This window comes from Massilia sp. BKSP1R2A-1, assembly GCF_050586525.1.
Classification (GTDB): domain Bacteria; phylum Pseudomonadota; class Gammaproteobacteria; order Burkholderiales; family Burkholderiaceae_D; genus Telluria.
The window spans coordinates 14,953-36,820 of record NZ_JBOBRE010000005.1; the positions used below are offsets into that span (position 1 = coordinate 14,953).

The window sequence follows — 21,868 nt, forward strand, 5'->3', positions numbered from 1 at the left end:
GGGCAGGCATGAGATTGCACCGCAGGTCGCGCCGTGCGCGCTGGCTGGCGACGCCTCTGCTGGCGCTGGCGGCAACCGCGTTTGCGCAGGATGCTGCGCAAGAACTCTATTTGGAAGTCCGCATCGATGGCCGCCCGACCGGCGCGGTGCTGCCATTCCGGCGCCTGCCGGACGGCCGCCTGGTCGGCGATGCCGCATCCCTGCGCGAAGCGGGCCTGGACACGGCCCGGCTCGGCCTGCCGGCCTCGGGCAGCGTTGAGCTGGATGCCGTGCAAGGCCTGCGTTTCGCCTTCGATGCCGCCGCCCAGAGTGTCGACCTGCGCGTGGAAGACGCCCTGCGCGACCCCACCGTCCTGCGCCCGCGGCCCTTGCGGCAAGCGCAGCAGGGCAACGCCAGCCCCGGCCTGCTCCTCAACTACGACCTGTATGCGCGCTTCGGCGGGCAGCGCGGCCTGTCGGCCTTGAACGAAGTGCGCTGGTTCGGCGGCCATGGCGTGCTCACCAGCAGCGGCAACGCGGTCCTGTACGGCGGACAACGCCGCTACATCCGCTACGACACCTCCTGGACCCGCTCCGATCCGGCCACCCTGTCCACGCTGCAGGTGGGAGACTTCGTCACGCCATCCCTGAACTGGTCGCGTTCCTACCGCATGGCGGGCGTCGAATGGCGCAGGAATTTCGAACTGCGGCCGGACCTCCAGACCTATCCGGTGGCGGCGATCACGGGCTCGGCCGTGGTGCCCAGCAACGTCAGCCTGTACGTGAACGGGGTCCAGCAGATGGCGCGGGAGGTGCAGGGCGGCCCCTTCGTGGTCGACGGCGTTGGCGGCCTGAACGGCGCGGGCCAGGCCACGCTGGTGACCCGCGATGCGCTCGGCCGCAGCGTGTCGCGCTCGGTCCCGCTGTACGTCGATACCCGCCTGATGGCCGCCGGCCTGTCCGACTTCGCCGTCTCGGCCGGCGTGCTGCGGCGCGACTATGGCATGGAATCCTTCCGTTACGCTGGCACGCCCGTCGCCAGCGCCTCGCTGCGCCACGGCGTGAGCGAGGCCCTGACCGTCGAGGCCCATGCGGAAGCGGGACGCTCGCAGGCGACGCTCGGAACCGGCGCGCTGCTGCGCCTCGGCATGGCCGGCGTGGCGAGCGCCGCGCTTGCGGGCAGCGCCGGACGCCAGCGCGGCGCCCAGCTGCAGCTGGGCTACCAGTACGTCTCGCAGCACATCGCCATCGATTTGCAGGGTACGCGCGCAAGCGCCGGCTTCGGCGACCTGGGCAGCCTGGAGGGCCAGCCGGTCAGCCGCGCGAGCGACCGCGCCGCCCTGGCCTGGTCGCTGCCCGCGCTGGGAAGCCTGAGCGCGAGCTATATCCGCTACACGCTGCCGGCGACGGGCCGGGCGACCGATGCAAGTGGCGCGGCAGGCAGCGCGCGCCTGGCCTCGCTTGCCTGGTCGCGCGCGCTCGGCCTGGGGGCCTACCTGAGCGTCAGCGCCTACCGCGATCTGGACCGTCGCGAGGCGCGCGGCATGATGGCCTCGCTGAGCTTCGCGCTGGGCAGCCGGGTGTCGGCGAGCGCCAGCGGCGGACGCCAGAACGGGGCTGCCAGCCGGGTGGCCACGGTGACGCGTGCGCCGGATTTCGAAGGCGGCTTCGGGTGGAGCCTGCAGTCCGGCGGCAGCGGCGACCAGCGGTTCGAGCAGGGCCAGCTCCAGTATCTGGGCGCGCACGGCATGGTCAACGCCAGCGTGCTGCGCGCCGGCGGCGTACAGGCCGCCGGCGCCGGCTTGTCGGGCGCGCTGGTCGCGATGGATGGCGCGGTGGTGCCGGCGCGCCAGGTCGGCGCCGCTTTTGCCCTGGTCTCGACCGGCCAGCCGGGCGTGCCGGTATTGCAGGAGAACCGCCCGATCGGCGTGACCGATGCGAACGGACGCATCCTGCTGCCCAACCTGATTCCCTACGCCGCCAATCAGGTCTCGATCGACACCGCCGGCCTGCCGGCCGACATGCGGGTACGCAGCACCAGCATGCAAGTGGTGCCGCAAGCCCTGGCCGGGGTGCAGGCGCTGTTCGCCGTCGAACGCTACCGCGCTGCGACCGTGATCGTGCACGACGCCGCCGGCAAGCCGATCGCGCCGGGCGTGCGCGTCGCGGTCGCGGGCGGCATCGACACCGTCGCGGGATTCGACGGTGTGGTGTTCGTCGAGGGACTGAGCGGACGCACCCGCCTGCGCATCGGCGCCGGGCGCGACGCCTGCGAAGCGGCCTTCGACGATCCCACTCCCGGCAAGGCAGGCGACGCCTTGCCCCAGATCGGACCGGTTCGCTGCCTCCCCATCGAGGAAAACACACCATGACCCGCATGCTCCGCCTGCTTGCCCTGCTGTTCCTCCTGAGCAGCGCCGCCGTGGCGCGCGCCGACACCTGCGAGGCGAGCATGACCGACATCGACTTCGGCGCCGTCAATCCGGTCGCCGCAAGCGACGCCTATGCCAGCGGCACCCTGACCGTGACTTGCACCTGGACCCTGCTGAACCTGCAGCCCCCGCTACTCCTGCTGCCGGCGGTGACCGTATGCGTGGATCTCGGGGCCGGCAGCGGCGGCGGGGGCATCCCGCGCTACCTGGTCAACGGGGGGAGGCGCATGGGGTTCAATCTCTACACCGACACCAGCTATGCGAACGCCGCGATCTGGGGCGGCCCGGCGATTCCGGGGACGGCCGGCATCCCGGTCCAGTTCGCGGGCCTGCTCAAGCTCGGCTCGGTGTCGCGCTCCTTCCCGATCTACGCCAGGATCCCCGCCGCCGCGATGGCCGGCGTGGGCACGACGGGAGGCGCCAGCACGGTCTATGCAAGCAACTTCAGCGGAGCGGGGACGGTGTTCTATGCCTTCAGCGGCATCCAGACCCAACCCTGCACCGCCGGCGGCAGCACCACCTTTTCCTTCCAGGCGCGGGCCACGGTGGCGAACGATTGCATCATCAGCGCGGGGAAACTCGACTTCGGCAGCAACAGCATCCTCAGCGACACCCGGCGCGCGACGTCCTCGCTGAACGTGCAGTGCACCGCCAACAATCCCTACCAGATCGCGCTCAACGGCGGCCTGCACGGCAGCGTCGCCGGTCGCCGCATGAAGAACGCGGCGACCGGCGAGACGGTGGCGTACACGCTGTCGAGCACGCAGGACGGCCTGCCCTGGGGCGACGGCAGCGCCGGCACGGCAATCTACGGGGGCGTGGGGAGCGGGGCGGTGCAGGCGCTTCCCCTGTATGGCGCAGTGCCGGCGCAGCGTTCTCCGTCACCCGGCAACTACAGCGACACCGTGACGGCGACGCTGTACTTTTGAATTCCTAGAAAATAATCTGCCAGGCCTCACCCGACTGGGCGCTGCCGGCTGGCGCCTGCATGGCTGGCGCCGGTGCGGCTTGCGGCCGCACGACCTGGTAGCCGGTGCCCTGCGAGCACGCGACCTGCGGTGCGCCGGCGTCGGCCTGCACGGTGCAGGCGGCGCGGATCACGAACGTCACTTCCATCGTCGCAGACGACGAGCCGCCAGCCTGGACCCCGCCGCAAGCGCTTGCCAGCAGCAGAGCTGCCATCGCCAGTTTGTTCATCGACCGCTCCTTATCCGTGTGATGTTCGTCGTTGTCACATCATACAAGGGAGTTGCTTTGAATAAACTAGTCGCTGCTAGTAACGGTAAGCATGGTCTTTCCGGCAAGTAGTTGCACTGAGATTAAGTCAATGTTCGGTTTCACCGATTTGGCTGTACCCGGGGAGGGGATTCGGCAGAGCATCGAAGGCATCGCCGGCTGCCGTGGGCGCAGCGGTTTCGATTTTGCTGGAACGTCCAGCAACAAGAATCGCTAGAGGGTCCACTCTAAAGTGGAGGGGGTGGCGGGAATACGACAGTCAGGATGCCAGCAGGCGGCTGGCGGCGGCCAGAAGTCCTTCCGGACTGAAGGGCTTGACGATATAGTCGTCGGCGCCGGCCGCCAGCCCCGCCGCAATGTCGGATTGCTGCCCATTGGCGGACAACAGGATGATGCGCAGGCCGCTCGTGCCCGGGTCGGCGCGCAGGCGGCGACACAGCTCGATGCCGCTCTGGCCATGGCCGAGCCAGACGTCGAGCACCACCAGCTCGGGCCGGGCCGCGGCGATCACCGCCAGGGCCTGCTCGGCCGATTCGGCCTGGACTACTTCGCCGAGCTGGCGCAGGGTGAGACGGATCAGGAGGCGCAGGTCGGGCTGGTCGTCGACGACGAGGATGCGCTTGCTCATCGTGCGCCTTCCGCCGCGTCCTGTGTCGCCGGCAGCCATACGGTGACGGTGGTCCCGGCGCCGGGACGCGAGGCGACCTCGATCGCCGCGCCGTGGGCGCCGAGCACCTCGCGCACCAGGGTCAGGCCGAGGCCGTGTCCTTCCAGGTCGGGCCGCTCGCCGGCGCGGTAGAAAGCGTCGAACATGCGCGCCTGGTGGGCCGGCGCCATGCCGATGCCCTGGTCGCGGATCGCGAGCATGGCGCCGGCACGGCCTTCGCGGACGGCGGGCGCCATCGCCACGGTCACCGCGCTGCCCGGCTGGGAAAAGCGCAGGGCGTTGGCGAGCAGCTGCTCGAGTGCCTGCTGCAGGCGCTGCGGGTTGGCGAGGATCGGCGCCAGCGGCGCGTCGGCGCCGCGCACCGCGAGGTCGGCGGCGCGTTCCGGCGCCCGCGTGGCCGCCGCCGAGACCGAGGCGGCAACCAGCGCCGGCAAGGCAATGACGGCGCGCCGCTGTTCGTCCGGACCGCCGGCATCCAGGCGCGCCAGTTCGAGCATCTGGTTGATCAGGTCCACCAGGCGGGTCGACTGGGTGTGGATGATGCCGAGCAGCTCGCGCCCGGTGGCGGGATCGAAGTCGCGTTTCACCAGCAGTTCGGAAAAGCCCAGGATGCTGGCCATCGGCGTGCGCAGCTCGTGGGTCGCGGTGCGGAAGTAGGCGCGGCGCCGCTCCTCGGCGGCCTGGGCCGCTTCCAGGGCGGCGCGGCGCGCACTGACGTCGTGGATGGCGAGGACCAGGTGTGCCCGCCCATCGATCTCGAGGCGGCTGAGTGCGGCCTCGACCTGGCGCGGGCCGCCAGGGCCGGCGACGGTGCAGTCCAGCCGCAGCGGTCCGGCGCCCGGCTCAGGCTGCAGCCGCTCGGCCGGCACGCCCAGCAGTGCGGCCGCCGCTTGGCCGGACAGGGCAGCCGCATCCATGCCGAACAGGGCCTCGGCGGCCGGATTGCCCGCCACCACGGCGCCGGCTCCGTCGAGCAGCAGCACGCTGTCGGGCAGGTGCTCGAGCAGGGTGCGCAGGGCGGCCTCGCTGCTGCGCTGGCGGGCCTGCGCTTCCTGCAGCGCGGTGGCGGCGACTTCATTGGCGACCACGGCGGCGAGGTCGCGCAGCATCGCCCGGTCTTCCTCGGCGAATTCGCGCGCGACGGTGTCGACCAGGCAGAAGGTGCCGATGCAGGCGCCATTGACCGCGATCGGCATGCCGGCGTAAAAGCGCACCTGCGGAAAGCCCGTTACATGGGGACTGGCGGCGAAGCGCTCGTCGGCCCGGGCGTCGCACACGACCAGCATCCCGTCCTGCTGGACAGCGTGCAGGCAGAAGGACTTGTCCGAAGGCGTTTCGCTGAAGGGGAAGCCGACTTGCGACTTGAACCACAGGCGGTCGGCGTCCACCAGGCTCACGAACGCCATCGGTACGCCGAACAGCCGGGCGGCCATGCGGGTGATGCGGTCGAAGCGTTCCTCGGCGGCGGTATCGAGGATGTTCAGGTCGAGCAGCACCCGCAGGCGCCGCGCTTCATCGAGGGAAGTCGACATGCCGGGAGCTCAGGCGGCGGCCGGCGCCAGCGCTTCTTCGACGGCGCGGCGCAAGGCCGCGAACGGCGCCGGCTTGGGGAAGAAAGGAACGTCTTCCGGCAGGCCCATGGCTTGCACCGTGGGGCGATCGAGGCCGCTGACGACGATGATCGCCATGCCTGCGTAGGCCGGATCGCCGCGCAGGGTGCGGATCATGCGGAAGCCATCCATGCCCGGCATGGACAGGTCGCTGACCAAGATGTCGGGGCGTTGCTCGCCGATGCGGATCAGGGCTTCGAAGCCGTTGGCGGCCTTGACGATGTCGAGGTTCATGTCCCAGGTCGACATCTCGAGCTCGTACAGGCGCAGCAGCGAGGCTTCGTCGTCGACGATCAGAACCCGGCGGCGGCCGGCGGCGACGGGTTCGGACGCGGCGGGCGGCGCCGCCACTGCCGCGCGGCGCTGGTCCAGCAGCTTCTGGATCGAGGCCATGGTGATGCGGCGGTGCCCGCCGGCGGTCTTCCACGCCTGCAGGGCGCCGTTCTCGACCCACAACTGGATGGTCCGGTGCGATACACCGATGAGATCGGCAGCCTGGCGCGTGGAACAGAAGGCGCTGGGATCGTAAGGCGCCTCGGCGAGGGCGTGGTCATCGGTCGGTTTCATATTTACCGATTTTACTGTTTCAATGGCGGGAGTCAAGCGATTTCCATGAAGAAATAAGTGGAAACACTTAACGGCGCTGCGATGGCAGCGATCTCACCACAAATGGGGCAGGGAGGCGGGTGGCGCGGCCGATGTCGCGCCACCCGGGAGCCTTACTCTTCGTGGAATGCTTCTTCGCGCTTCTTGCGCAGCGACGGCAGCAGCACGACGATCAGGGCGATGGCGGCCATGGCCAGCATGGTGGCGCTGATCGGACGGGTGACGAAGACCATCGGGTCGCTGTGCGAGAGCAGCAGGGCGCGGCGCAGGTACTCTTCCATCATCGGTCCGATGATGTAACCGAGCAGCATCGGCGCCGGCTCCGCGCCCAGCTTGGCGCAGATGTAGCCGAACAGGCCGAACAGCGCCATCAGGTAGACGTCGAACTCGTTGTTGTTCAGGCTGAACACGCCGATCGCGCAGAACATCAGGATCGCCGGGAACAGGCGGTGGTAGGGCACCAGGATCATCTTGATCCACAGGCCGATCATCGGCAGGTTCAGCACGACGAGGAAGAGGTTACCGAACCACATCGAGACGATCAGGCCCCAGAACAGGGCCGGCTGCTCGGTCATCACGGCCGGACCGGGCTGGATGCCCTGGATGATCATCGCGCCGATCATCAGCGCCATCACCGGGTTCGACGGGATGCCGAGGGTGAGCATCGGGATGAAGGAGGTCTGGGCGCCGGCGTTGTTCGCCGCTTCCGGCGCCGCCACGCCTTCGATCGCGCCCTTGCCGAATTCCTTGGCGTTGGGCGAGATCTTCTTCTCGATCGAGTAGGATGCGAACGAGGCCAGCATGGCGCCGCCCCCCGGCAGGATGCCGAGGGCCGAGCCGAGCGCGGTGCCGCGCAGGACCGGTGCGACGATGCGCTTGAAGTCGTCCTTGGTCAGCATCAGGCCCTTGACCTTCTTCATCATCAGGCTGCGGTCCTCGTCGTGCTCGAGGTTGCGGATGATTTCGCCGATGCCGAACATGCCCATCGCGACGATCACGAAGTTGATGCCGTCGGCCAGTTCAGGCAGGTCGAAGGTGTAGCGCTGGGCGCCCGAGTTGACGTCGGTGCCGATCAGGCCGAGCAGCAGGCCCAGCAGCACCATGCCGATCGCGTTGAGCAGCGAACCACTGGCCAGCACGACCGAGGCCACCAGGCCCAGCACCATCAGCGAGAAGTATTCGGCCGGGCCGAACTTCAGGGCCAGGTCGGCCAGCGGCGGCGCGAACAGGGCCAGCAGGACGGTAGCGACGGTGCCGGCGAAGAACGAGCCGAGGGCCGCGGTCGCGAGGGCCTTGCCGGCCTGGCCGTTGCGCGCCATCCTGTAGCCATCCAGCGCCGTCACCACCGAGGATGACTCACCCGGCAGGTTGACGAGGATGGCGGTCGTGGAGCCGCCGTACTGCGCGCCGTAGTAGATGCCGGCCAGCATGATGAGGGCCGAGATCGGCGGCAGGCCGAAGGTGGCCGGCAGCAGCATCGCGATGGTCGCGATCGGGCCCAGGCCCGGCAGCACGCCGACGGCGGTGCCGACGAACACGCCGATCAGGCAGTAGAACAGGTTCTGGAGGGTGAAGGCCGTTTCGAGGCCCAGTCCGAGGTTGGCGAAGATTTCCATGGCTTAGCTCCCCGACAGCCAGGGTCCGACCAGGGGCATCGGCAGGCCGAGCACCTTGACGAACAGGATCGCCGCGAAGGCCGTCAGGCCGATCGCGATCAGGAGCGTCGGCAGCAGCTGAAACTTCTTGCTCGCCCAGGAGCTCAGCATGATCAGCACGAAGGCCGCCACGATCAGGCCGGCGCCGCGCATCAGGAAGCCGAACAGCAGCACCGCGGACAGAATGATGACGATGTCCTTGATGTGGAAGGTGCCCACGCTGTCGCCGTGTCCGATGAAGGAGCGCACCACGCCGATCAGGCCGACGAGGGCCAGCATCCAGCCGAGGGCGACGGGGAAGTAGGCCGGACCCATGCGGCCGGCAGTGCCCATTTCGAGCTCCCAGCCGAGATACACGGCGGCGAGCCCGAAGAACATGAAGATGATGCCGATCCAGAAATTCTTCGGATGGCGGACGATGGAAGTCAAGCGAACCCCTTGTTGCGGTTGGTATGTGAAGAAGCTGCGCGGGCCGTGAGGGCGCCGCGCAGCCGGTATGGCGCCGGGCGCAGGCTCAGTCTGCGTACTGGCCGGCCTTGGTGATGATCGGACCCCAGCGGTCGATTTCCGACTTCAGGTGGGCGCGCAGGGCTTCCGGACGTGCGCGGTTCTCGGCCACAGGCTCCGTGCCGAGGTCGGCGAAGCGCTGCTTGACGGTCGGGTCCTTGAGCGCCACGCGCAGGGCGTTCGAGAGCTGGTCGACGACCGGCTTCGGCGTGCCCTTCGGCGCGTACAGGCCGTGCCAGACGGCGACTTCGAAGCCCGGCAGGCCGGCTTCGCTCATGGTCGGCACGTTCGGCATCGAGGCCAGGCGGGCCTTGGTGGTGACGCCGTAGACCTTGACCTTGCCACCCTTGATCTGGCTGGTGGTATTGGTGGTCTGGTCGCACATGATGTCGACCTGGCCGCCCAGCATGTCGTTCATCGCCGGGCCCGTGCCCTTGTAGGGCACGGTGGTGAGGTCGGTGCCGATGGCGGTCTGGAACAGCATGCCGCACAGGTGCGAGGCCGAACCCAGGCCGGCGTTGGCGTAGGTGACCTTTTCCTTGTTGGCCTTCACGTAGGCCAGCAGCTCCTTGAAGTCCTTGGCCGGGAAGTTGGCGCGCGCGATCAGGGTCATGGGCACGTCGGTGACCAGGCCGATCGGCTCGAAGCTGTCGATGGCGTTGTAGCTCAGCTTGCGGTACAGGGCCGGGGCGGTCGAGTGGCCGATGTGGTGCAGGAAAATGGTGTAGCCGTCGGGCGCTGACTTGGCCACGCGGGCCGCGCCGATGGTGCCGCCGGCGCCGCCGACGTTCTCGACGATGATCTGCTGCTTGAGGGTGGCGCCCATGGACTGTGCGACCAGGCGCGCCACGGTGTCGGTCGGTCCGCCGGCCGCGAAGGGCACGACCATCGTGATGGTTTTCGTCGGATAGTTCTGCGCCTGGGCGCCGAAGGCGGCGCCCGCAAGGGCGATGGCTGCGACGGAGCGCAGGAAGGTGGTTTTCATCGGTGTCATCCTCTAACTCGTGTTGTACGACGGTTTTTTATAGAGCGACGCAGGGTCCGCATTGCCGGCCGCGACGAATTCCAGCCTGCTGCCAGGAGCGTGCATACGCAGGGCTCGTTGTACCAGCAAATAGTCAGTATTGCAACTACGTGGAAATGCGTATTGCATGCTTGCCAAGAATGATCTTGAACGGTTGACGGTGTCGTGCAGATGCAGCGTGCATGGGGTGGCGTCACAATATTGACAGGAAACCAATCGGCCGACACACTCGTCTTGCCTGTTGACTTAGGCCAAGCACGCGCCGTGCGCGCCGCCTTGGGTTGGCAGTTTTGTCCGCGAGGGGGCGAGATGCGTGTTCTGGAACGGTGGGCCCTGGGCCTGTGCTTGCTGGTGTGCGCCGCGACTGCGCCGGCGCAGGAGGCCGGAGTCGAAGACTTTACTCCGCAGGGCCAGGCGAAAGCGGTGCGCCAGGTGACGGCCCGCTTCGCCACGCCGATGACGGCATTCGGCGACCTGCGCGGACCAATGCCCTTCGAGGTCGACTGCAGCGCGCCCGGCGCCGGCCGCTGGGTCGACGCCCGTACCTGGAGCTACGACTTCGAACGCGACCTGCCGGGCGCCAGCAGCTGCCGGTTCACGGTGCGCGCCGGGCTGCGCGACCTGGCCGGCCAGCCCCTCGGGGGCAGGCAGGAGTTCGCCTTCGGCACCGGCGGCCCCGCCGTCCTGCGCGCCCAGCCGCGCGAAGGCGACAGCATCGACGAGCAGCAGGTCTTCCTGCTCGGCCTCGACGCGCCGGCCACGGCGGCGTCGGTCGTGCGCGAAGCCTGGTGCCGCGCGGACGGCATCGTTGAAAAGATCGGCGTGCGCATCCTCCAGGGCGAAGAGGCGGGGCCGCTGCTGGAAGCGCGGCGCGACTTCGTGAAACGCCACAAGGCCGTGATCGCCCTGCAGTGCCGGCGCACCCTGCCGGCCGGCGCCAGGGTCGCGCTGGTCTGGGGCAAGGGCATCGCCGCGCCCAACGGCATTGCCGTCGCCGAGGACCAGGAACTGGCCTATCGCGTGCGGCCCGACTTCACCTTGTCCATGCGCTGCGACCGGACCAATGCGCGCGCCGGCTGCATTCCCTTCCTGCCGGTGCGCGTCGAATTCAGCGCGCCGGTGGCGCTGGCCCAGTTGCGCGGCCTGGTGCTGCAGGAGTCCGGCGGCAAGCGCCACCTGCCGGAGTTCGACGAAGAGGCGAAGGGCGGTTTCGCGAGTTCGGTGCGCTTTGCGGGGCCTTTCGCGGAGCTGGCGACCTTGAGCCTGCGCCTGCCCGAGGGCTTGCGCGACGACGCGGGTCGCGCGCCGGAGGTGGCGAAGAAAAAGCTCAGCCTGAAGGTCGACCGCCAGCCGCCCCTGATCAAGTTCGCGGCGCCCTTCGGCATCATCGAGTCGAAGGGCGAGCGGCTGCTGCCCGTCACCGTGCGCAATGTGGAAGCGGCGATCGCCACCGCGGTAAGGAGCAGCGGCGCCAGCCTGCGGGTGGAGGGCGAGCAGGACGTGATGCGCTGGCTGGGCCGTCTGAATGCTCCGGGCAAGGACCCGTGGTACCAGTCGGATCAGTCGGGGGGCAGCCTCGATGTCTCCATCCTGAACCGCAAGGCCGAGGGCCAGGTCGAGCGTTTCGCGCTGCCGAAACCGAGCGGGCGCCGCGCCTTCGAGGTGATCGGCATCCCCCTGAAGAAGCCGGGCTTCTACGTGGTGGAGCTGGGCAGCCCCATGCTCGGCAAGGCCCTGAACGCGAAGCCGCGCACGGCCTACGTGCGCAGCGCCGCCCTGGTGACCAACCTGGCGGCCCACCTCAAGCGCGGCGCCGAGTCCTCGCTGGTATGGATCACCTCGCTGGACAAGGGCCGGCCGGTAGCCGGGGCCCAAGTGGCTGTGCGCGATTGCGCCGGGAAGGTCTTGTGGCGCGGCGAGACGGCTGCCGACGGCGTGGCCCGGATACGCCAGGAGCTGCCCCCGGCCGCCTGCGGCGAAAACCTCTTCGTCAGCGCCCGCAGCGGCGGCGACTTTACCTTCACCCTGTCGACCTGGCAGAAAGGCATCGAGCCCTGGCGCTTCCAGCTTCCCCAGGGAAGCCTCGACGACGACAGCCGCATCGTCGCCACCGTCTTCGACCGCACCCTGCTGCGCGCCGGCGAGACGGTGCACATGAAGCACTTCCTGCGCCGCAGGGTGGGAGAGGCCGGGCTCGCGCTGGTCTCCACGCGGGACAAGGCGCCCAAGCCCGGCTATGCCTGGCTGGGCGAGGAGACGGTGGAGCACACGCCGGTCCCAGGCAAGGCCTGGGTCGTCCACCAGGGCAGCGGCGACAAGATCGCGCTCCCCCTGGACTGGGATGCGGGCGGCCAGGCGCACGGCGAATGGAAGATTCCGGCCGAGGCCAGGCTGGGCAGCTACCAACTGGTGGTCGGCGGCCAGGTGGCGGGCGAATTCCGTGTCGAGCAGTTCCGCGTGCCGACCATGAAGGCCATCCTCAAGCCGCCCGCGACGCCCGCGGTGGCGCCGAAGCTTGTCACGATCGACGCCCAGGTCAACTACCTGAACGGCGGGCCGGCCGGGCTGGCGCCGGTCACCCTGCGCAGCGCGGTCGAGGAACGGGGCGTCGACTTCGACGGCTACGAGGGCTTCAGCTTCGGCGGCGCCGACGTGAAGGAAGGCGTCGAGCAGGGCCCGGAGAACCCCTTCGGCATGGAGGAGGTCGAGGCGGAGGCCGATGAGGAAGCGGTATCGGAAGGGATGCGCCATGGCGATGCGCCGCGCACGCAGAAACTGACGCTCGACGCCGGCGGCGCCGCGCGCATCGCCATTTCGGACCTGCCGGTGCTCGACCGGCCCCGCAGCCTGCTGGCGGAGCTGAGCTGGCAGGATGCGAACGGCGAAACCCTGAGCGCCTCCACGCGGGTGCCGCTGTGGCCTTCCGGCGTCGCGGTGGGGATCAAGACGGGCGACTGGATGAACCGCGAGCGCATCCGCTTCGAGGTCGTGGTGCTGAACGTGGATGGCAAGCCGGCGGCAGGCGTGGATGCGGCGGTCGACTTCTTCCAGCGCTCGACCAGTTCGCACCGCCGGCGCCTGGTCGGCGGCTTCTACGCCTATGAGTCGAGCACCGAGGTCAAGCGGCTCGAGGGCGCCTGCAGCGGGCGCACCGATGCGCGTGGCCTGCTGGCCTGCGATCTGCCGGCGCCCGGCCAGGGCAACATCATCCTGCGCGCCCGGGCGAGCGATGCGCAGGGACGCGTCTCGCTGGCGCGGCAGGACATCTGGGTGGCCGGCAAGCGCGACAACTGGTTCGACGTCTCCGACAACGACCGCATCGACCTGCTGCCGGCCAAGCCGCGCTTCGAGCCGGGCGAGGAGGCCCGCTTCCAGCTGCGCACGCCGTTCCGCGACGCGACCGTGCTCGTCACCGTCGAGCGCGAAGGCATCCTCGACAGCCATGTGCGCCGGGTGAGTGCGAGCGACCCGACGGTCACGATCCCGGTCAAGGCGAATTACGCGCCGAATGTCTTCGTGTCGGCCATGGTGGTGCGCGGCCGGGTGGCCGGAATCAAGCCGACGGCGCTGGTCGACCTGGGTAAACCCGCCTATAAACTCGGCATCGCGCCGATCAAGGTGGGCTGGGCGGCGCACGAGCTGCAGGTCGCGGTCCTGCCCGATCGCCAGGTGTACAAAGTGCGCGAGCGCGCCGCGGTCCGGGTCAAGGTGACGCGCGCGGACGGCAAGGCCTTGCCCGCGGGCGCGGAAGTGGCGCTGGCGGCGGTCGACACGGGCCTGCTTGAGCTGATGCCCAACGATTCCTGGAAGCTGCTCGATGCCATGATGCGGCCGCGCAGCCAGCAGGTGGAGACCTCGACCGCGCAGATGCAGGTGGTGGGCAAGCGCCACTTCGGCCGCAAGTCGGTGGCGCACGGCGGCGGCGGCGGACGCGGCGCCAGCCGCGAGCTGTTCGACACCCTGCTGCTGTGGAAGGGCAAGGTGGTGCTGGACGCGAACGGCGAGGCGGAGGTGGCGGTGCCGCTGAACGATTCCCTGACGGGTTTCCGCATCGTGGCGGTCGCCAGCGCGGGCGCGGGGCTGTTCGGCACCGGGGCCAGCGACATTCGCAGCACACAGGACCTGATGCTGCTTTCCGGCTTGCCGACGCTAGTGCGCGAGGGCGACAGGCTGCGCGCCGGATTCACCGTGCGCAATGCCTCGCAATCCGCGTTGGAGGTGCGCCTGGCCGCCCGCATGGCGGTCGACGCCGCCGCCGCGCTGGCCTTGCCGGCGCAAAACGTGACGCTGGCGCCGGGCGCCGCGCGGGAAGTGTTCTGGGACGTGACGGTCCCTGGCGCGCGCAGCCTGCGCTGGCAGATCGATGCGAGCGCCGGGGCGGCGAAGGACAGCCTGCGCGTCACGCAGTCGGTCGCCGAGGCGGTGCCGGTGCGCACCTTGCAAGCCACCCTGGTCCAGCTCGACGCGCCGAAGAGCATCACGGTACAGCGCCCGCAGGATGCGCTTCCGGGCAAGGGAGGCGTGCGCACCACGCTCAGCCCGCGGCTGGCCGGGAGCTTGCAGGGCGTACGCGACTACATGGCCCAGTACCCGTATTCCTGTTTCGAACAGCGGACCTCGAAAGCCGTGGCGCTGGGCGAGTCGGCGATGTGGGAGCAGGTGGCGGCGACCCTGCCGGCCCACCTCGACGGCGACGGCCTGCTGAAGTATTTCGCCAGCATGGGGCAGGGCGACGATGCCCTGACGGCCTATGTGCTGTCGGTGACGGCGGAAGCCGGCTACGCGATTCCGGATGAGCAGCGCGAGCGCATGGAGAGCGCCTTGCTCGCCTTCGTCGAAGGCCGCATCGTGCGCGGCAGCGGCCTGCGCACGGGCGAACTGGCGGTGCGCAAGCTCGCCGCCCTGGAAGCCCTGTCGCGGCGCCAGCCGGTGCGCGAGAACTGGCTGCAATCCTTCCGCATCGAGCCCGACCTGTGGCCGACCTCCGCCGTGATCGACTGGTACCTGATCCTGAGCCGGTCACCAACGCTGGCGCGCCACGATGCGCTGCTGGCGCAGGCCCAGGCCATCCTGCGCACCCGCCTGAACCTGCAGGGCACGGCCATGGGCTTCTCGACCGAACGCAGCGACGACTGGTGGTGGCTGATGGCCTCGCCGGACGTCAATGCCAACCGCCTGCTGCTGGCCATGCTCGACAACCCCCAGTGGCGGCCCGACATCGGCCGGCTGGCGCGCGGCGCCCTGGGCCGCCAGCAGCGCGGGCGCTGGAACACGACCCTGGCCAATGCCTGGGGCGTGCTCGCCATGCAGAAGTTCTCGCAGACCTTCGAGGCGACGCCGGTCAGCGGCAGGACCGTCGTCGAACTGGGCGGCAATCGCTGGAACGGCACCGTACCGTCGACGGTCCTGCAGGCCTGGCCGGGAGGCGCCGCGACGCTCGCGCTGCGCCACGAAGGCGCGGGCAAGCCCTGGGCGACGGTGCAGAGCCTGGCGGCCGTGCCGCTCAAGGCGCCGCTGGGCTCCGGCTACCAGATCCGCCGTACCGTGACGCCGGTCAGCCGGCAGGCGGCGGGCGCCTGGTCGCGCGGCGACGTGTATCGCGTGCGCCTCGACCTGGAGGCGCAGGCGGACATGAACTGGGTGGTGGTCGACGACCCGATCCCGGCCAGCGCCAGCATCCTCGGCACCGGCCTGGGCGGCGACTCGCAGGTCGCCACCGGCGGCGAGCGCCGCAGCGGCTGGGTCCAGCCCGACTTCGAGGAGCGCACGAGTGGCGCCTTCCGCGCCTATTACTCCTGGGTCCCGAAAGGCAAGTGGCGCATCGAATACACGGTCCGCCTGAACAACGACGGCCGCTTCAGCCTGCCGCCGACGCGGGTGGAGGCCATGTACAACCCCGAGATGTTCGGCGAGGCGCCGAACGCGCCGGTGGTCGTGGGCCGCTGATGCGCCGTGCTGTTGCCGTCCTGCTGCTCGCCCCGGCACTGGCCTGGGCCGCGATGCCCACGCCCGCCGAGGTGCGCGCGCTCTGGCGGCCATCGGACGCGCGCCTGCTGGACCGCCACGGCGTGCCGCTCGAGTCGGTGCGGGTCGACCTGCGGGCGCGCCGCGGCGGCTGGGTGCCCCTGGCCGACATCTCGCCGGCCCTCGGCGCGGCCGTATTGCAGGCGGAAGACCAGCGCTTCATGCAGCATGGCGGCATCGACCTGCGCGCCGCCGGCCAGGCCGCCTGGGACAATCTGTTTCGGGGACGGCCGCGCGGCGCCTCTACCATCACGATGCAGTTGGCCGGCCTGCTGGACCCCGGGCTGCGCGCGGCCAGGGACGGCCGCAGCTGGACACAGAAGTTCGACCAGGCGCTGGCCGCGCGCGAGCTCGAAGCGGGGTGGAGCAAGGCGCAGATCCTGGAAGCCTACCTGAACCTCGTCACCTTCCGCGGCGAGCTGCAGGGCGTGGGCGCGGCGTCGCATGCGCTGTTCGGCAAGGCGCCGTCCGGCCTGGACGTGGCCGAGTCGACGATCCTGGCGGCCCTGCTGCGTGCCCCGTCCGCCCGCCCGAAGCAGGTGGCGCAGCGCGCCTGCCAGCTGGCGGCGGAGCTGAAATCGGCCACCGGCTGTGCGGCCGTCGAATGGCGCGCGGCGGTGGCCCTGGCGCGCTCCGGCAACGCCGCCAAGCCCGGGGCGCCGCAGGCCTGGCGCGCGCTGCTGGGCGCGAGCGGCGCGAACGTGCGCACCACGCTGGATGCGGCGGTGCAGGGCGCGGCCGTGGATGCGCTGCGCCGCCACGTGCGCGAACTGGCCGCGCGCAATGTCGGCGACGGCGCCGTCGTCGTGATCGACAATGCGAGCGGCGAGCTGCTGGCCTGGGTGGCGAACCTGGGCGCCAGCGAGGTCGATGGCGTGCTGGCGCCGCGCCAGGCAGGTTCCACGCTGAAGCCCTTCCTCTACGAACTCGCCCTCGAGCGGCGCCTCCTGACCGCCGCGTCGCTGCTCGACGACAGCCCGCTCGACGTCGCGGTCGGCAGCGGCAGCTACGTGCCGCAGAACTACGACCGCGCCTACCGTGGCCATGCCAGCGTGCGCACCAGCCTGGCCAGCTCGCTCAACATTCCCGCCGTGCGCACCCTGCTGATGGTGGGCGAGGAGCGCTTCCACGGGCGTCTGCAGGCGCTCGGCCTGAGCACGCTCACCGAAGAGGCGGATTTCTACGGCCCTTCGCTGGCCCTGGGATCGGCAGACGTGACCCTGCTGGCGCTGGCCAATGCCTACCGGACGCTGGCCAACGGCGGCCGCTTCGGCCCGGTGACCCTGCGTCCTGTGGCAGCCAGGCCTTCGACGCGCGTGCTGGATCCGGCAGCAAGCTGGATCATCGGCGACATCCTGTCCGACCGCGGCGCGCGCAGCCCCACCTTCGGCCTGCGCAATGACCTCGCCACCGCCTACTGGAGCGCGGCCAAGACCGGCACCAGCAAGGACATGCGCGACAACTGGTGCGTCGGCTACAGCGACCGCTATACGGTCGGGGTCTGGGTCGGCAACTTCAATGGCCAGCCGATGTGGGATGTGTCGGGCGTCTCCGGCGCCGCGCCGGTCTGGCGCGACGTGATGGACTACCTGCACCGCGAGCGCCCCGGGAAGCAGACCGCGGCACCGGGTGGCCTGTCGAGGCGCAAGGTGAGCTTCGCGCCGGCCCACGAACCGGCGCGCGAGGAATGGTTCCTGAAGGGCACCGAGACGGCCCTCGTCGAAGCGGTGCCGGCGGCGCGGCGTTCGCCCCGGATCGTGTATCCGCCAGACGGCAGCATCCTGGCGGTCGATCCGGACATTCCCGCCAGCGTGGAACGCGTACTGTTCCGCGCCGAGGGCGTGCAGGCCCACCGCTGGCGCCTGGACGGCGCCGAACTCGGAATCGCCGCCGAGCCTTTGGCATGGCGCCCGCTGGCGGGCGAACACGAACTCCAGCTGGTGGACCCTGGCGGCAAGGCCGTGTCCACCAGCCGCTTCGAGGTGCGCGGCGACTAGACAGAGACTACTTCGCCTGCGGCGGCTCCCAGACCGCGATTTCACCGAAAAACCTGGGTGTCAGGTCTGACATTCAGACACGAGCTCAGCCGTTGTCGGCCGATACAGTCGAGCCCGTGTCCGTTTGTCAGACCTGACACCTGGGTGTTGTTTGTCAGACCTGACACCTGGGTGTTGATTTGTTTGTCAGATCTGACGCCGGTTTGCCGCTCACTTCGCCTGTGGCGGTTCCGCGACCGGGATCTCGCGATCGCCCAGTAGCACCTTGTCCGGCGTGATCGGCGTGCTGCGCAGGCGTTTTCCGGTCGCATGGAAGATCGCGTTGCTGACCGCCGCCGACACGCCCACGAGACCGATCTCGCCGACGCCCTTGGCGCCGAGCTGCTTGCTGACGATGCGGTCGTCCTCCTGGGCGAAGATCACGTCGATGTCGTGGATGTCCGCATTCACGGCCACGTGGTAGTCGGCGTAGTTGTGGTTCATGAAGCGGCCGAGCTTGTGGTCGGTGAAGCTCTCCTCGTGCAGGGCCTGGCTGATGCCCCAGACGACGGCGCCGCTGACCTGGCTGGCCGCCGTCTTGCCGCTGATGATGCGGCCGGCCGCCACCGCGCTGACCACGCGCGTCACCCGCACGATGCCGAGCTTCTCGTTCACGCGCACCTCGCAGAACACCGCCGAGTGCACCGCGCGGGTGAACTTGCGCTGCTTGAGCATCTGCGGGGTCATGAAGTACTTCTCTTCGATGCGGTCGACCCCTTTCGCCGCGAGCACCTCGGACAGGCGTAGCGACACGTCCGGCCGGTTACGCAGCTGCATGGCGCCGTCGGTGAACTCGATGTCCTTCGGCTTCGCCTTGGCCAGCGGCGAACCGGGCATGGCCCTGGCGATCTTGATGAGGGTTTTCTGCAGCTTCTCGCAGGCGCCGTGCACGCCGCCGCCCACCGTGGTCACGTGCGAGGAGCCGCCTTCGATCGGCGCCATCGGCAGGGTCGAGTCGCCCAGCTGGAAGGTGACTTTTTCCAGCGGCAGGCCCATGCACTCGGCGGCAATCATCGACATGACGGTATAGGTGCCGGTGCCGATGTCCGAGGCCGCGCTGCTCACCACCAGGCGCCCGTCCGCATGCAGCACCGCGCTGACGCGCGCCATCATCACCAGCGAGTCCCAGATGCCGGTCGCCATCCCCCAGCCGACCAGCTCCTCGCCCTCGACCATCGAGCGCGGCTCGAGCGGCCGCTTGTCCCAGCCAAAGCGGGCGGCGCCCTTGTCGTAGCACTGGTGCAGCTCCTTGGTCGAATAGGGCTTGTCGTCGAGCGGATTCACGCTCGCGTAATTCAGGCGGCGCAACTGCAGCGGATCGATCTTGAGCTTGTAGGCCAGTTCGTCCATCGCCACCTCCAGCGCATGCACGCCGTGGGCGGCGCCGGGAGCGCGCATGTCGATCGGCGAGTGGCGGTCGTGCGCCACCAGCTTGTAGCCCAGCTTGATGTTGTCGCAGGCGTAGAGCTGGCCGGACCAGTTGACCACCACCTCCACATAGTCTTCCAGGCGCGAGGTCTCGTGGATGGCTTCGTGCCTGATCGCCTGCAGCTTGCCGTCCTTGTCGGCGGCGAGCGAGACCTTCTGCCAGGTCTCGGGGCGGTGGCCGAAGCTGAACATCTGCTGGCGCGTGAGCACCACGCGCACCGAGCTTTTCAGCTGGAGCGCCGCCATCACGGCCAGGGTCAGCTGGTATTGGGGACGCAGGCCGGAACCGAAGGCGCCGCCCACGAAGGGATTGCGCACGGTGACCTTGTCCTTGGAGAGGCCGAAGGCGCGCGACACATACCAGCGGTTGTTCTGCGAGCTCTGGGTCTTGTCGTAGATGGTCAGGTGGCCGTCCTCGCCGCGGATGACGGTAGTGGCGAACATCTCCATCGGATTGTGGTGCTCGACCCCGTGATAGAACTGCGATTCGATCTTGATCGGGGCTTCTTCGAATGCCTTGTCGGCGTCGCCCTTGGAACTGGGCGGCGTGAAACCGGCCTTCATGGGGCGCGGCTTGTAGGCCTGGTCGAGGGTGGCCAGCAGGTCGGTCTCGTGCTTCTCCTCTTCGTAACTCACCTTCACCAGCTGGGCCGCGTAGCGCGCCGCCTCGAAAGTCTCGGCGACCACCAGGGCGACCGGCTGGCCGCTGTAGAAGATCCGGTCGCTGACCAGGGGCCGGAAGGGCGAACCGCCCGGCGCCGTCATGTCCTTGTAGGCCAGGTCCCAGGAGCGGATCTTCGGCCGGTTCAGGTGGGTCAGCACCTCGATCACACCGGGCGCCTTCAAGGCCTCGCCGGTATCGATGGCGGTGATGCGGCCCCTCGCGATGGTGCCACTCACCACCACGCCATAGCGCAGGCCGGGCGCCTGCTCTTCGGCGGCGTAGCGGGCGGCGCCGGTCACCTTGGCGCGGCCATCCACGCGCGAGACCGGCATGCCGCCCTTGACGCGGCCAGTGCCTTCGGGCGCGGTCGGCGTGCGCAGTTCTGGAATCAGGTCGGTCATCGTTGTTCTCCCCTTGCATAGTCGGTGCCGCGTGCCGCGGTGGTCAAGGCCTGGACGATGGCGTTGCGCGCCAGCGTGAGCTTGAAGTCGTTCTGGCCATAGCCCTGCGCGCCGCGCAGGAGGATGTCGGCGGCAGCGCCGAAGGCGTTTTCATCGGGCGACTTGCCAGTCAAAGCGCTTTCCGCCTCCTCGACGCGCCAGGGCTTGTGGGCCACCCCGCCCAGCGCGATGCGTGCCGCGCGGATCGTCTTGCCATCCATGTCGAGGGCAGCCGCGACCGAGACCAGGGCAAAGGCATAGGACAGGCGGTCGCGCACCTTGATATAGGCGGAGTGCGCCTTGAAGCGGTCGGCGTCGGGCAGGTCGATGTGGGTGATCAGTTCACCCGGCTCCAGGGTCGTGTCGATGTCGGGACGGTCGCCCGGCAGGCGGTGGAAATCGGCGATGGCGATGTCGCGCTCCCCCTTGGCCGAGCGCACGTGCACGACGGCGTCCAGGGCGCGCAGGGCCACGCACATGTCGGACGGGTGGGTGGCGATGCAGTGTTCGCTGGTGCCGAGGATGGCGAGCTGGCGGTTCAGGCCTTCCTTCGCAGGGCAGCCCGTGCCCGGTTCGCGCTTGTTGCAGGGCGTGCCGACATCGTAGAAGTAATGGCAGCGGGTGCGCTGCAGCAGGTTGCCGCCATTGCTGGCCATATTGCGCAGCTGGGGCGAGGCGGCGGCCAGCATGGCGGCGCTCAGCAGCGGATAGCGGCTGCGCACGGTCTCGTGGTAGGCGGTATCGGCATTGCGGGCCAGGGCGCCCAGGCGCAGGCCGCCATTCGGGCCGTCCTCGATACGGTCCAGGCCAAGGCCGTTGATGTCGACCAGCCGGCCGGGGCGCATGACCCCTCCCTTCATCAGGTCGATCAGGTTGGTGCCGCCGGCGATGGCACGGGCTTCGCCGCTGGCCAGCTGGCTGAGTGCGGCGTCGATGTCGCGCGCCTGGGTAAAGGTAAATGGATTCATGCGAGCACCGGTCCCGTGGTGAAGGGTTTCTCTCCCTCGCCGGCGCGCTTGCCGCCGTCGAGGCCCATCACCCGGACCACGGCCTCGGTGATCTGCGGATAGGCGCCGCAGCGGCAGATGTTGCCGCTCATGAGTTCGCGCACGTCGTCGATGCTCTTCGCTTCGCCCTCGGCGATCAGGCCGGCGGCCGAACACAGCTGGCCGGGGGTACAGTAGCCGCACTGGAAGGCGTCGCAGTCGATGAAGGCCTGCTGCAGCGGATGCAGCTGCTCGCCATCGGCCAGGCCCTCGACGGTGGTGACCTCGCGGCCGTCGTGCATGACGGCCAGGGTCAGGCAGGAGTTGACGCGCTTGCCATCCAGCAGGACGGTGCAGGCGCCGCACTGGCCGTGGTCGCAGCCCTTCTTGGTGCCGGTCAGTTCTGCGCGCTCGCGCAGCAGGTCGAGCAGCGTCACCCAGGACTGGACGGAGAATTCCCGGTCCTGTCCGTTGATGCGCAGCCGGAGGGGGTGTTCCTGGTGCAGGTCCATGGCTGTCCTTTCAGTGGCGAAGCTGCCACCTTAACCGGATGACAAGGGGACTTCGGTTAGTT

At 69.4% G+C, this 21,868-nt stretch carries 14 protein-coding genes; 4 read left to right on the top strand and 10 right to left on the bottom strand.

What is annotated here, in order from left to right; genetic code table 11:
- The first annotated feature begins 8 nt into the window (after positions 1-8).
- Complete coding sequence (locus tag ACQ7JA_RS09280) at positions 9-2,351, top strand: fimbria/pilus outer membrane usher protein (RefSeq protein ID WP_430896869.1); 2,343 nt, start codon at positions 9-11, stop codon at positions 2,349-2,351.
- Positions 2,348-3,340, top strand: a complete 993-nt coding sequence (locus ACQ7JA_RS09285; protein ID WP_430896871.1) for a Csu type fimbrial protein — start codon at positions 2,348-2,350, stop codon at positions 3,338-3,340. The genes ACQ7JA_RS09280 and ACQ7JA_RS09285 overlap by 4 nt, the downstream gene beginning before the upstream one ends.
- 4 nt (positions 3,341-3,344) lie before the next feature.
- Here ACQ7JA_RS09285 and ACQ7JA_RS09290 read toward each other — a convergent pair whose 3' ends face one another.
- From ACQ7JA_RS09290 to ACQ7JA_RS09320, 7 genes are all read right to left on the bottom strand, one after another.
- Entirely contained in the window at positions 3,345-3,608 is a 264-nt protein-coding gene (locus ACQ7JA_RS09290; protein WP_430896873.1) for a hypothetical protein, read from the bottom strand.
- Between the two features lie 298 nt (positions 3,609-3,906).
- A complete protein-coding gene (locus ACQ7JA_RS09295) occupies positions 3,907-4,275 on the bottom strand; it encodes a response regulator (RefSeq protein ID WP_430896875.1) in 369 nt (122 codons plus the stop codon).
- Positions 4,272-5,846 (bottom strand): ATP-binding protein, encoded by a 1,575-nt coding sequence (locus ACQ7JA_RS09300; RefSeq protein ID WP_430896877.1) that lies wholly within the window; start codon positions 5,844-5,846, stop codon positions 4,272-4,274. Before ACQ7JA_RS09300 ends, ACQ7JA_RS09295 begins: the two co-directional genes overlap by 4 nt.
- A 9-nt stretch (positions 5,847-5,855) precedes the next feature.
- A complete protein-coding gene (locus tag ACQ7JA_RS09305) occupies positions 5,856-6,491 on the bottom strand; it encodes a response regulator (RefSeq protein ID WP_430896879.1) in 636 nt (211 codons plus the stop codon).
- Positions 6,492-6,643: 152 nt separating this feature from the next.
- Complete coding sequence (locus ACQ7JA_RS09310; protein ID WP_430896881.1) at positions 6,644-8,146, bottom strand: tripartite tricarboxylate transporter permease; 1,503 nt, start codon at positions 8,144-8,146, stop codon at positions 6,644-6,646.
- Positions 8,147-8,149: 3 nt separating this feature from the next.
- Positions 8,150-8,614 (bottom strand): tripartite tricarboxylate transporter TctB family protein, encoded by a 465-nt coding sequence (locus tag ACQ7JA_RS09315; RefSeq protein ID WP_430896883.1) that lies wholly within the window; start codon positions 8,612-8,614, stop codon positions 8,150-8,152.
- An 85-nt stretch (positions 8,615-8,699) separates the two neighbouring features.
- Positions 8,700-9,677, bottom strand: a complete 978-nt coding sequence (locus ACQ7JA_RS09320; protein ID WP_430896885.1) for a tripartite tricarboxylate transporter substrate binding protein BugD — start codon at positions 9,675-9,677, stop codon at positions 8,700-8,702.
- Positions 9,678-10,025: 348 nt separating this feature from the next.
- Between ACQ7JA_RS09320 and ACQ7JA_RS09325 the strand changes: the two genes are divergently transcribed.
- Entirely contained in the window at positions 10,026-15,662 is a 5,637-nt protein-coding gene (locus ACQ7JA_RS09325; protein ID WP_430896888.1) for an alpha-2-macroglobulin family protein, read from the top strand.
- Positions 15,662-17,737: a penicillin-binding protein 1C gene (gene pbpC, locus ACQ7JA_RS09330; RefSeq protein ID WP_430896890.1), complete on the top strand. Its 2,076-nt coding sequence runs from the start codon at positions 15,662-15,664 to the stop codon at positions 17,735-17,737. The genes ACQ7JA_RS09325 and pbpC overlap by 1 nt, the downstream gene beginning before the upstream one ends.
- Positions 17,738-17,947: 210 nt before the next feature.
- Here pbpC and ACQ7JA_RS09335 read toward each other — a convergent pair whose 3' ends face one another.
- The 3 genes from ACQ7JA_RS09335 to ACQ7JA_RS09345 are packed head-to-tail and all read right to left on the bottom strand — an operon-like array spanning position 17,948 to position 21,806.
- On the bottom strand, positions 17,948-20,269 hold the full coding sequence (locus ACQ7JA_RS09335; RefSeq protein WP_430896892.1) for a xanthine dehydrogenase family protein molybdopterin-binding subunit: 2,322 nt from the start codon (positions 20,267-20,269) through the stop codon (positions 17,948-17,950).
- Entirely contained in the window at positions 20,266-21,276 is a 1,011-nt protein-coding gene (locus tag ACQ7JA_RS09340; RefSeq protein WP_430896894.1) for an FAD binding domain-containing protein, read from the bottom strand. The genes ACQ7JA_RS09335 and ACQ7JA_RS09340 overlap by 4 nt, the downstream gene beginning before the upstream one ends.
- Entirely contained in the window at positions 21,273-21,806 is a 534-nt protein-coding gene (locus ACQ7JA_RS09345; protein WP_430896896.1) for a (2Fe-2S)-binding protein, read from the bottom strand. Before ACQ7JA_RS09345 ends, ACQ7JA_RS09340 begins: the two co-directional genes overlap by 4 nt.
- Positions 21,807-21,868: the final 62 nt, after the last annotated feature.